The organism is Hydrococcus rivularis NIES-593 (genome assembly GCF_001904635.1).
GTDB classification, from domain to species: domain Bacteria; phylum Cyanobacteriota; class Cyanobacteriia; order Cyanobacteriales; family Microcystaceae; genus Hydrococcus; species Hydrococcus rivularis.
Window position 1 is genome coordinate 94692 of record NZ_MRCB01000008.1, and the last position, 12425, is coordinate 107116.

The window sequence follows — 12425 nt, forward strand, 5'->3', positions numbered from 1 at the left end:
TTGTCTAAGATAGATAAAATTATTGAAGTCTTTATAACTCAAACTTTTCGAGATACATCGGTTGATTTTGCCGCTCTAGAGCGATCGCGCAACGAACGGGATACCCAAATAATGGTATCGATGATGAGAGATGACTCACTCCTCTAATAACCAACCCGAACCCAATTCTAATCGGCGTTTGTGGCTTCTTCTCTTAAGCCGTACCAGTCTTGCGATCGGGGGAATTTTGCTAGTGGCGATCGCGGGAGGCGCTTGGTGGGCATGGATATTTATCCACGAAAGACTAGCACCGCTATTAGAAAGAGATCTCAAGCAATTGCTCGGAAGACCCGTAGAAATTGGGAAAATCGAGCATTTTTCTTTAAATAGTCTGCGATTTAACTCTGCATCTATCCCCGCCACTCCTACCGATCCGGATCGCTTAGTAGCAAAGGCAGTAGAAGTCAGGTTTGACCTCTGGCAGGTTGTTCTAAACCGAACCTTGCCGCTTAATGTCACATTAATCGAGCCTGAAATTTACCTCGAACAGGCACAAGACGGTGGTTGGGTTGAGACTGAAATTCAGACCCAAGAAGGGGAGGAAGACCTCATTGAGATTGACTTGCAGACGATTCAGGTTCAAAATGCCGACCTAGTGTTAGTACCAACTCCCGAACCCGGTAGACCACAAGGTTCGGTTGCGATCGCACAAGTCAATGGAATCGCTCGATTACTCGAACAAGGCGATCGCATTCAGTTTGAAGTTAGCGGTCAACCCACCAGAGGAGGCAAAGTCGCCATCACTGGAGAAACGCGCCCCGATATCGAACAAACCGACCTCGCCATCCAAGGGCAAAATGTTCTCGCAAGCGATGTCAGGCGATTAGTCGATTTGCCCGTTGACCCGTTTGGGGGTCGTGCCGACGCTAACTTAATCGTACAATTACAACCCGACCCAGAAGACCCCATAATCCTGGGTTGGGTAAGCTTGAATAGCGTCACTGTCCAAATTGAAAATCTTCCCCAAGCATTCAGCAATACTCAAGGGAGACTGCTATTCCAATCGGGTCAGAATATAGTCCTAGAAAACGTTTCTACGCGCTATGGCAGAATTCCGGTTCGAGTTGAGGGGGTCATCAATCCCCTCAAGGGTTATAACCTCTCAGGTAACGTACAAGCCGTTAGCGTCAAAAACGTTTTGGATACTTTGGATGTCGATCTGCCATTTCCTACGGCTGGAACGGTTAGAGCCGATCTTCGTTTGCAAGGCGCGATCGCACGACCGATTTTAACCGGAACCGCTAGCACGATCCAAACCGCGACCGTCGATCGCGTTGAATTTAGTAACATTCGCACTCGCTTTCGCCTGGTACCAGAGCAGCTTATCTTTGCTAGCATTCAAGGGACTCCTACCGTAGGAGGTCAGGTAACTGGCAGCGGTCGGCTTAACCTAGAAGGTCAAAACGAACTCGTTTTGAATTTTCAAGCGAGGAATGTTCCAGGAAATGCGATCGCGCGAGAGTATGGCACCTCACCCCCGTTTACTATCGGCAATGTATCGGGAACGGCACAGATTGCGGGAACTCCTGGCAACATACAAACTCTAGCCCAATTGCGAGCGCCCGAAGCCACCTATCCCGGCACGGCGCAAGTTGTTATTACTAATGAGGGAACGACTCTAATCCGGGATGCGATTTTCCAGGTGGCAGGCGGTAGAGTGACAGGTAACGGTCAAATTGTCGATGGTCAGTTTCAAGCCGTCGTCAATGCTTCTGGCGTAGCATTAAACCAGTTTTCTCAGGATTTGCGGGGGCGATTTAGCGCCGATCTGCGTTTAGAAGGAACTTCATTCGCTCCCTCAGACATTCGAGCGCAAGGACGGGTGGGCTTTTCCCAAGGATTAGCCATAATCGAGCGACCGATAACGGCACAAGTCAGGTGGAACGGTCAGCAAATTATCGTTGACAACGCAACTGCGCCAGGATTTAATGCCAATGGAAAGGTCGCCGTTCGGTTAGAGGGAGCAGAAGCCCCCCAAATCGTAGGCTTCAATCTCAATGTACGAGCAGAGGATTACAACCTGCCAGACCTTGGATTGAACCTTCCTGGGAATACAGTGCTGGCAGGTGCAGCAGATTTTACAGGACAAGTAACGGGATCTCCAGACGCTCCCAATGCTGTTGGCAATATTTGGCTACAAAACCTCAGAGTCAACGATTTAGCATTCGAGTCAGTTTTAACGGGAAGATTAAATTATCAAGCACGACAGCGCACAGAACTCCAGGTGGCGGGAAGACAAGATCGAATTGCCTTCGTTCTCGACCCCGAAAACCGTCCGACTCAATTCTTTGTCCGACGGAATGAGGCGGTGGCAGTTGGCAGAACTGAAGACGAAAATCTAATCGTTAATCTCGAAGATTTTCCCATCGCGGTACTCAGGAACGCGATTCCTGGCGATGTTTTACAAAACATTGAACCGATTGCTGGGGATATCTCCGGGAACTTAGCTATCGATTTAGCAGAGGATATAGCCGAGTCTACTGTTGTAGCAGATATCGCGATCGCGCAACCCAGAGTAGTCCCAATCGCAGCTGACGCATTCCGAGGGCGCATCCGTTATGAAGATGGCGATTTGACGTTGAGAGAGGCTCAATTGCAACGGGGTGAGAGTCGTATCGCTCTAACTGGCGATTTGCAGGCTGGGCAAGCTTTTCAATTCCAAATTAACTTAGACTCTGCCAGAATCGAAAATGTCTTACAAACGCTAGGTTTATTTGATTATCAAGATATAGTAACCGGGTTAGAACCCACAGAACTGGCGGGAGCAGAAATCCTTCAAAATCTATCTGTCGGTTTGCCCAATGCCCCCGTACTCGATCGACTGCGTCGGTTCTCGGAAATTCAAGCTCTGCTAGCACGACAGCGCCAACGGCGACAAGAGCCAACCATCCCTGCATTGGCAGAATTGAACGGCATCATCAATGGAAAGATTACTGTTTCCGGCTCCCTAGAGCCGGGATTGCAGCCAGCGTTTAACGTCAGTTTCGATCTCCTCGGTACTGATTGGCTATGGGGCGAATACACGATTGACGAGATAGTTGCTCAAGGGACTTATGATAATGGCGCTTTGACGCTACAACCTTTACAGGTCGATCTCGGTGAAGCACTCGTAGCTTTTACCGGACAGTTGAGTCAACAGCAACTATCGGGACAGGTGCGAGTAGAAGAACTACCAGTGGCACTGATAGAGCCTTTCCTGCCAGAATTACCCGTGCAGGTTGCGGGGAGATTAAACGCAATCGCCACCTTAGCAGGCAGTTTAGAAAATCCCAGTGCCACAGGCGAGATAGCTCTGGTTGAGGGGACTGTCAACGATCGCGCCCTTGAATCAGCCCAACTCGACTTTAACTATAACAATGCACGATTGAATTTTGACAGTACCGTATTGGTAGCACAGACGCAGCAGCCAGTAGCAATTACAGGAAATATCCCCCTGGTGTTACCGTTTGCTTCCATCGAGTCCGATCGCGATCGCATTAGTCTTCAAGCTAACGTGCAAGATGAAGGCTTGGCGCTATTGAATTTATTTACCGATGCAGTCGCTTGGGTAGACGGTCAAGGACAAGTCAACGTAGCAGTTGAGGGGACTTTCAACCAGCCGATAGTGAGGGGAACCGCCTCGGTTGAAAATGCTACCTTTAAAGCCCAGGCTTTACCGCAACCGCTAACGAACGTGACGGGTACGGTACAATTTAATGACGATCGCATTGTTGTTGAGGGCATTCAAGCGCAGTACGATGGCGAGCAATTGAGCGCTGAGGGCGTTTTGCCCATTTTTACCACTCAAGCAGCCCAGCAGTTAGCGGCGACTAATCCCCTTACCGTGTCCCTAGAGGATTTGAATGTCAATCTTGAAGGACTTTATCAAGGAGGAGTTAGCGGCAACGTCGTTATTACGGGAACGGCTCTATCGCCGGACATTGGCGGCAAGATTATTTTAAGGAACGGTCAAATCGCGATCGCAGCCGCAGGAGGTGAAGAAACTTCTACCCCAGCTACAAATCTAGAAGCGATAGAATCTCTCGCCGTAGGGGACACAACTCCTACACCCAGCTTGCCGATAGAGTTAGCAGATTTGCGACTGATCCTAGATGAGGATGTTCGCGTTACCGTTCAACCCATACTCGACTTTGAGGTAGAGGGCGATCTAACAATCGGTGGCACCTTGAATAATCCTCGTCCCGTAGGAACCGTGAATTTGGTAGGGGGACAAGTGAATTTATTTACGACTCAATTCACTCTAGATCCGGGCTACGAACAAACGGCAAGATTCACTCCCCAGGGAGGACTCGATCCGATTCTCGATATCCAGCTCGTTACAACTGTACCGGAGGTAAGGGGCGGCAGGATTATCGTTGCCCCTTCAGACCCATTTTTATCTAGCGAGATTAGGGATATTCCCGCAACTGGCTTTAGATCTGTAAGCACCGTTCGCGTACAAGCAACGGCACGGGGATCGGCTAGCGAATTGTCTCAAAATCTAGAGCTGACTAGCGATCCTCCCCGCAGCGAGACAGAAATTGTTGCTCTGTTGGGAGGCTCTTTTGTAAATGCTCTTAGTGCCGGTCAAGCCGATCCTGCCCAAGGACTTGTCACCATCGCTGGTACTACCCTATTTAACTACCTGCAAAGAAACTTTGGCGAACTGAGCAATACGATCGGAATCAGCGAATTTCGTTTATTTCCTACTATTGTGACCGACTCAACTGAAAATAGTTCGGTACTCGGTTTAGCGGCAGAGGTAGTATTTGACATTACTAACAAGATCTCTTTCTCGGTGTCAACGGTTTTTGCTGCCGACGAACCCTTCCGTTACAACGGAATTTATCGCATTAGCGACCAAGTTAGAGTACGTGCCTCTACTAATTTTGCTGGCGAGAGTCGGGCGCTAGTCGAGTATGAAAGCAGATTTTAGTAAAAGGTTGCTCACAAAAAACAACCAAAGTCTCTTCAAAGAGCGATCGCGAAAATCTAGATCTTGCACCTTATTTTATCGAATAATATCTCTTAGTCAGTCTCTAGCATGACGCATTGCCGATATAAAGTTTTATTGTCGTCAATAAAAAGCATAACAGCTAAAACAAGCAATAAATGGAGGCAGTTTTGTGCATTTCAGGCAATGGCTCGGTTTACTCGTTCTTGTTCTCTCGCTCTATATTTTGTGGCAAATTCGGCAAATTGTTTTGCTTTTTTTTGCCGCTGTCGTTTTGGCAACCGTCTTAAACCGAGTTGTACGGCAAATGCAACGATACCGCATCCAGCGAGGAATTGCCATTGCGATTACAGTTGTTGTTTTACTGGCAGCGATCGTTGGCTTTTTTGTTGCGATCGCGCCTCGTATTATCGAACAGTTACAACAGTTGGTCAATCTCTTGCCGAAAGTATCAAATCAGTTGGAAATATGGTCTGATTGGCTACAATCTACGATTTCGGGACCGATGTTAGAACGATTCCAGGGGTTTGAAAATCTTTCTCAACAACTTCAAACCTGGATAGGGCGAATGATCGGCAACTTTTTTGTTCTCATCAATAACTCTCTTGCTGCTGTCGTGAGCTTATTGCTGTTCTTGGTTCTGACTGTTATGCTCTTAACCAATCCCTCCCAGTATCGACGGATCTTTATCCTTGCCTTTCCCGCTTTTTATCGGCGGCGCGTCGATGAAATTCTCCAGGAGTGCGAAACCTCTTTAGTGGGCTGGATTAAAGGCACTCTCATAGCCATGCTCGTCATTGGTGTGGTCTCGTTTATCGGGCTGTCAATTCTAGGAGTACCGCTGCCTCTGATCAATGCTGCTTTAGCTGGTCTATTAGAGTTTATTCCTAACGTTGGTCCGACTTTAAGCGTTATTCCACCCGCACTACTTGCCTTGCTCGACTCTCCTTGGAAAGCTGGGGCAGTAATTTTGCTTTATATTGCGATTCAGCAGTTTGAAAGCTTGGTATTAGTACCGATAATTATGAAACAAGAGGTGGATTTGTTGCCAGTATTCACTATCTTAGCAGTAGTTGTTTTTGCAAGCTTATTCGGATTTTTGGGTTTATTTCTCGCTATCCCTCTGCTGATTGTCCTGCAGATCTGGATCAAAGAAGTTTTAGTTGAGGATGTACTCAACAAATGGTATCTAGATAATAATGGCAAATCTAGGTAATACAAATTAAAAAAATATTGGCTACAGATAACTGAGTAGGGATTAAGTCTTGCCATTCTATTCCAGTAGATCTAACAAATTTAATGTAAAATTTCTAACTTGGGTAAGATTTTTATATACCGCTAGAGCGATTGCAATTATCTCGAAGAGGAAAAAGTTAAAAATATTTGCAATTAGTGGAATAAAACTGCCAGAAAAATTTTCACTATTTATAATAAAAGAAAGGAAAAGATTCGCCTCAAGCTACCTCATCTATTTTACTATTTAAAAATTTTGAGTAACAACTGTTTTTTATTGATATCTGAAAAAAATGTCTTCTCGCCATCGTCGGAATTGGTATTATCCATTAATTAGCCTATCAGTCGCATTGGGCATCAGCGTCGGTACGCCTCAAACCGCCCTAGCAGTTCCTTGGTTTGAATTGCTGATGCGAGGAGCGCAAATCGTCCAACTATCTAATATTTCAGACGAACAAGAAGTTCAGCTCGGCAAGCAGATGGATCGACAGCTTGTCGGTCGAGAGTTTCAACTTTATCGTAATGCCAGGGTAAATCGCTATGTAAATCGCGTCGGTCAGCGGTTGGCAAAAAATAGCACTCGTCCCAATATTCCCTATACTTTTCAAGTCGTGCGAGATAACAGGATCAATGCCTTTGCAACTACTGGCGGCTACATCTATGTCACCACTGGCTTGCTAAACGCTACCGATAATGAAGCGCAACTAGCTGCTGTTCTCGCCCACGAAATCGGTCATATTGCCGCTCGCCATACCATCAAGCAAATGCGAGAAGCCGCGATCGCCCAAGGAATAGCTTCGGCAGCGGGTATAGATAATGAAGCGCTGGTGCAGTTAGGCGTAGATCTGGCGATACACCGTCCCCGCAGTCGCGAAGCCGAATATGAAGCCGATCGCCTGGGAGTTGAGACTCTAGCACGGGCTGGTTATCCTCAAGTTGCCATGATTGACTTTTTAGAAAAATTGCGCAACCAACCATCACCGCCCGCATTTTTGAGTACTCACCCAGCGACAGAAGATCGTATCGCTAGACTCAGAGAACTGATTGATTCTCCTCAGGCAGGATCGTAATAGTTATAGTTGAGAAAGACATGTCGATCGCTAGCTTCTTATTCTGCTGCCTACCCTAATTTATGCCCTTACCGAACGACCGGAATTAATTAAGGTTTCGGCTTGAAATTTAATTTCCTCGCCTTCATTCCCAAGTGCCATGTCTTGTGCCAAACGACCGTCTTCCATATGCACGATGCGATCGGCAATGTCAAGGATGCGGTTGTCATGAGTGACTAGCAGGATAGTACAGCCCTGCTCCTTTGCCAAACGCCGTATAATTTCTACCACGTCGCGCCCAGATTTACTGTCAAGTGAAGCAGTCGGTTCGTCGGCTAGGACGAGTTTGGGATGGCTAACCAAGGCACGCGCGATCGCTACCCGTTGCTTTTGACCGCCAGAAAGGTTGTTGGGATAGTAATCCATTCGATCTCCCAGTCCCACGGCTTTTAGCATAGAAACCGTTCGCTCGGTTCGCTCCTCCATAGAAATGTCGTCGTGCAATCGCAGGGACATGCGGACATTTTGCTCGGCACTCAGGCATGAAAGCAGGTGGTGTTCTTGGAAGATGAAGCCAATTTGAGTGCGGATTTGCACCAGTTGTTTTTTACTAGCGCCCAATAGTTCTTGCCCCAAGACTTTGAGGCTGCCTTCCTGCACCGATCGCAAACCACCAATCAGGCTCAACAATGTGGTCTTGCCACTGCCGGACGGTCCTGTCAAAAGGACGATTTCGCCCGGATAGATCTCTAAGTTCACATCATGCAATACGCTTTTGCGCAAGTCTCCCTTGCCGAAAGCGTGATTGAGGTGGCGAATCGCGATCGCGGGTTGTTGAAGCATGGTTAATTGTTAGAAGTTAGTGGATAGTGGATGAGAGTTTGGTTGAGATTTTGGGATTAATAAAGTTAAGGGCGCGCGTAATTTATTCGATCTAGATTGGATGTGGAAAAATTAAATGTTGAGACGAGCTTATGTGCGTAAACTTTTAAGGAGCGATCGGATTAACTAACTCAAGCCAGTTGTTAACGATCTTGCCATCTCAACGCCTATTTAAAATACCTAGAAAAAGCTTCACAATCGACTTAGGAGTTAGAAGTTAGTAGATAGTAGTTAGTGGTTATTACTACTATCTACTAACCACTAACTAAAATACATCCGCAGGATCGGCAGACTGAAGTTTTCGCATCGCGATTGCAGCAGAGATCAAACACATTAAAATCGTCAGCGCAAATACTTGTGAAGCTACAACACCTCCCATCGCGATCGGAATGCGGGTTAAACTTCCAAGTAAGGAATAGATTCCAATTGAAGAAGCGAAACCGGGAACAAACCCTAACACGGCGAGAATCGTTCCCTCCTGGAAAACGACAGCCAATAGTTGCCGATCTGAGTAGCCCATCGCTTTCAAAGTAGCATATTCAGCTAAGTGGTCGTTCACATCCGAATACAGCACTTGATAGACAATCACCACTCCGACGATAAATCCCATCGCCACGCCGAAGTTGAAAATTACGCCAGCAGGATGCTTATCCCAATAGGCTTTCTCGGATTGCAGGAATTCTTCGCGGTTCATCACCTTGACATCATCGGGCAAACGTGCGTCGATCGCCCTTTGTACTGTTTGTAAGTCTGCACCAGGCTCTAAATTAATAATGCCAACGCTAACCTTATCGATGCTGTCTTCTCCAAACAGGCGCAAATAATTCCAATCGCTAGTGACGATGTGCCCTTCCGTAAACAGGGTACTGCCCAAGGCAAAGATGCCGTCAACCTTCACCCTGCGGTCTGAGAGTTCGGTGGTAACCGTTTCTCCTTTTGCCAAAGTCTCAGCCACTGGTCCGAAGTCGGGTTGAGATTGGCTATCAAACAGAACTGTATCGGGTAGCTTGAGTTTTTCGAGTTGTTGGTTGACTTCGGGCAAATCCATAACTGGACGTGCGGGATTAAAAGCCATGATAGCTACGTTGACGATCTTTTTATCCCACGGATTAACCCACTTCCCATAGGCATAGTAAAAGGGACTGGCAGATTTGACTCCCTCCACTGCGTTTGCTTGATACAATTGGTTGCGAGAAAATGTCTGACCATCAGCAAGAAACTCAGCGCGGTTGCTTTGTAGAAATAAATCTCCTTTGAGATGCTCGTGAACGCGGGTAACGCCGTTAAAGAGGCTAGCGTTAAATCCTAGCTGGGTAAAAATCAAGATATCGGCAAAGGCAATCCCCGCCATCGCCACGCAAGAACGAACTTTTTGATGGGCAAGTTGCGCCCAGCCTAAAAGCGGCTCTTTGGAAACTTGAGTAAGCAGATTTTTGAGCGATTGTAGTTTCATTTTGGATTTGCTAGGGGTTAGTGGTTATTTGTTGCTGATGAATTGGTTAATGGTTAGTAGTGATTTGTTGCCTCTAACCACTAACTACTAACTACTAACCTTCTTATCGAGATCGATTTTGACGCGCACCTGCAAGTTGGTTAGACCCGCTACTTTCGGGCTGTCGGAGGGATCGATGCGAACTTTGACTTCGACAACGCGGGCATCTTTTTCGGCGGCGGGATCGGATTCGAGCACGTCTTTCTTTTTGATTTGCAGACCAATATGGTCTACAGTGCCGCCTAACTCGCCCTCAAACCCCCCGTGTTCGCTGATTATCGTCGCCCGCTGACCGACTCGGATTTTGCCTATGTCGGTTTCATAGACTTCGGCAATGGCGTACATGCGATCGGTTTGTCCGAGTTCTACAATTCCTTCGCTGGTATTGACTTGTTCGCCAATGCGGGTATTGATCTTGAGAATTTGACCCGCAACGGGAACCCGCACGTACAAGTCATCGAGTTCGGCTTTTGCTCTGGTTACTTGGGTAATAGCATAGTCTACTTCGGCACGAGCAACTTGCACGTCCACCGGACGTACTTCTGTCAGTTTGTTGAGGAGCGATCGCTCTTGTTGGATCTGTTCTTGTAGAGTGGATACGGTAGTCTCTAGTTGTGCCCGCACCAGGTTGAGTTGTGCTTGGGCTGTTTCAAAACTTTCCCGCTTGTTATCTAAATCGGATGCACTGACGGCTCCGTCTCGATATAATGTTTGATAGCGCCGATAGGTTGTCTGGGCATTGCGAAGCGCAGCTTCGGCACGGGCAATCTCTGCTTTTCTTGCCGTAGTTTCGGTACGCAGTTGTGCTTCTAGGCGAGCAATGTTGGAGCGTTGTGCCGCAATCTCTGCTGTCTTTGCCTCTCCTGCCTGAATTTGAGCCAATTTCGCGCGCGCGATCGCCAAATTTTGTTCGGCTTCTGCTAAAGCTGCTTTTCTCTTGTCGAGTCCTTGTAGAATCGCAATGACCTGTCCGGCTTTGACGCGATCGCCTTCTTGCACTAGCAGTTGGTTGACTCGGCTATCTTGAGCATTGGCTACCGACAGCTTAATCACCTCGCCTTGAGGTTCTAATCGTCCCAGCGCAGTCACGGCTGTAGCGCGGACAACCGTTTCCGTGGGCGTGGGCGGTGGCGACTGAGTTTTTACCTGGGTCAAGCTATAGTAACTGACTCCTACGCCGAGAAAAGCAGCGATCGCACTACCAATTACCCAGGGATTGACCTTCTTTTGATGCAGCCGTTTTTGCATGATCTTTTAATGATTACAACCTACTGACTGACTGGTATGTCTTATTGGTTATTATAACCTACTGACTGACTGGTATGCGATCTTAATAAAGAAGCCTTCGGAACAAGTTATACCATTTCTAAAAAAGAACGCTACAGATGATCGATGCAAATTGTTAATTGTTAATTGCGAATTGCGAATTGCGAATTGGTATTATCTTTAACCAATAGAACCGCTGATGTAATAATCTCTAGTGCCTTTGGCATCCATGGCTTCTCCCAAACGGTTCAAAGCATGAATATAAGCAGCAGTCCGCATAGAAACCGAAAATTCCCGCGCGATCGACCAAACCTTTTCCGCTTCAGCGACTATTTTTTCCTTCAGTCGTTGATTGACTTCCTGCAAACTCCAATACAATCCGCTACGGTTTTGTACCCACTCAAAATAACTCACCGTTACGCCGCCCGCATTGACCAAAATATCTGGAAAAACATGAATTCCCCTAGCTTCTAGAATTTTATCGGCTTCAGATGTTGTAGGTCCGTTAGCAACTTCAAAAATATATTTAGCTTTGATATCGGGGGCATTTTCTTGTGTAATTTGATTTTCCAAAGCTGCCGGAATTAACACGTCTACATCCAAAGTTAAAAGTTCTGCATTGCTGATAACTTTGTGTTCGACAATATTACAAACGCTTCCTTCACAGTAAACGCCTTTAATAATTTGATGTTGCTGTTTGTATTGTCGGATGCTGGGAATATCTAGTCCTTGTTCTGCATAAATTCCGCCTTGAGAATCGCTAACCGCCACCACTTTGTATCCTGCATTAGCGAGCAATTCTGCTATTGGCATACCAACTTTCCCAAATCCTTGCACTGCAACAGTCGTTTTTTCGGGAATCAAATCGAATTTGGGTAAAAGCGCACTAATAACGTAGAAAGCTCCTGTTCCCGTAGCGGCATCGCGCCCTTGACAACCTCCCATAGTCAGAGGCTTGCCTGTAACGACCCCAGGGCTGATTTTTCGCTGAATAATACTATATTGATCCATCATCCAGCCCATAATGATGTCATTCGTGTAGACATCGGGCGCGAGAATGTCGATATCAGAACCGATGAAATCGGCGATCGCTTCGATATATCCGCGACTCAATCGTTCTAATTCCTGTCTAGATAATTCTTTCGGATTGAGCGTAATTCCCCCTTTTGCACCGCCAAAGGGAAGATTCAACAAGGCACATTTAAAAGTCATCCAAAATGCGAGCGATTGCACCTCATCCATACAAACATTGGGATGATAGCGTACCCCTCCTTTGCCTGGACCTCTCGTATCGTCGTAGCGTACTCGATACCCCTGAAAAATCCGCAGGGAACCATCATCCATTCGCACGGGAATAGAAACACTCAAGCTAGCTTTAGGATATTTCAGGCGCTCGCTCGCATCTTCAGAAATCGAAACGTATTTTAACGCAGTTTCTAGCCTAATGCTAGCATCGGCAAGCAGAGAGCGAGACATATTTAAATTGCTCCTTAAAAGCGAGAGAGAATAAGGGCAGACTTAATGTTTGCGC

General features: G+C 46.8%; 8 protein-coding genes. 4 read left to right on the forward strand and 4 right to left on the reverse strand.

The genetic code is table 11. The annotated features are described in order from the left end of the window. From NIES593_RS24030 to NIES593_RS09095, 4 genes are all read left to right on the forward strand, one after another. Positions 1-147, forward strand: a complete 147-nt coding sequence (locus tag NIES593_RS24030; RefSeq protein WP_175561085.1) for a hypothetical protein — start codon at positions 1-3, stop codon at positions 145-147. Then, complete coding sequence (locus NIES593_RS09085) at positions 131-4954, forward strand: translocation/assembly module TamB domain-containing protein (protein WP_073599270.1); 4824 nt, start codon at positions 131-133, stop codon at positions 4952-4954. The genes NIES593_RS24030 and NIES593_RS09085 overlap by 17 nt, the downstream gene beginning before the upstream one ends. A 190-nt stretch (positions 4955-5144) precedes the next feature. Further along, a complete protein-coding gene (locus tag NIES593_RS09090) occupies positions 5145-6188 on the forward strand; it encodes an AI-2E family transporter (protein ID WP_073599271.1) in 1044 nt (347 codons plus the stop codon). A 310-nt stretch (positions 6189-6498) separates the two neighbouring features. Continuing rightward, positions 6499-7275, forward strand: coding sequence for a M48 family metallopeptidase (locus tag NIES593_RS09095; protein ID WP_073599272.1), 777 nt, complete (start codon positions 6499-6501; stop codon positions 7273-7275). A gap of 60 nt (positions 7276-7335) precedes the next feature. Here the strand turns inward: NIES593_RS09095 and NIES593_RS09100 are convergent, their stop codons facing one another. The 4 genes from NIES593_RS09100 to NIES593_RS09115 form a co-directional block, all read right to left on the reverse strand. Continuing rightward, entirely contained in the window at positions 7336-8097 is a 762-nt protein-coding gene (locus NIES593_RS09100) for a DevA family ABC transporter ATP-binding protein (RefSeq protein ID WP_073599273.1), read from the reverse strand. A 304-nt stretch (positions 8098-8401) separates the two neighbouring features. Further along, on the reverse strand, positions 8402-9589 hold the full coding sequence (gene devC / locus NIES593_RS09105; RefSeq protein ID WP_073599274.1) for an ABC transporter permease DevC: 1188 nt from the start codon (positions 9587-9589) through the stop codon (positions 8402-8404). An 87-nt stretch (positions 9590-9676) separates the two neighbouring features. After that, positions 9677-10876 (reverse strand): ABC exporter membrane fusion protein, encoded by a 1200-nt coding sequence (locus NIES593_RS09110; RefSeq protein ID WP_073599275.1) that lies wholly within the window; start codon positions 10874-10876, stop codon positions 9677-9679. Positions 10877-11074: 198 nt separating this feature from the next. After that, positions 11075-12370: a Glu/Leu/Phe/Val family dehydrogenase gene (locus tag NIES593_RS09115; RefSeq protein ID WP_073599276.1), complete on the reverse strand. Its 1296-nt coding sequence runs from the start codon at positions 12368-12370 to the stop codon at positions 11075-11077. Positions 12371-12425 lie beyond the last annotated feature (55 nt).

What these genes read in the sequence shown, in the direction of transcription:
- NIES593_RS09085 (WP_073599270.1), top strand. Translation starts at nt 131, where the DNA reads ATGACTCACTCCTCTAATAACCAACCCGAACCCAATTCTAATCGGCGT.
- NIES593_RS09095 (WP_073599272.1), top strand. Translation starts at nt 6,499, where the DNA reads ATGTCTTCTCGCCATCGTCGGAATTGGTATTATCCATTAATTAGCCTA.
- NIES593_RS09100 (WP_073599273.1), bottom strand. Translation starts at nt 8,097, where the DNA reads ATGCTTCAACAACCCGCGATCGCGATTCGCCACCTCAATCACGCTTTC.
- devC (WP_073599274.1), bottom strand. Translation starts at nt 9,589, where the DNA reads ATGAAACTACAATCGCTCAAAAATCTGCTTACTCAAGTTTCCAAAGAG.
- NIES593_RS09110 (WP_073599275.1), bottom strand. Translation starts at nt 10,876, where the DNA reads ATGCAAAAACGGCTGCATCAAAAGAAGGTCAATCCCTGGGTAATTGGT.
- NIES593_RS09115 (WP_073599276.1), bottom strand. Translation starts at nt 12,370, where the DNA reads ATGTCTCGCTCTCTGCTTGCCGATGCTAGCATTAGGCTAGAAACTGCG.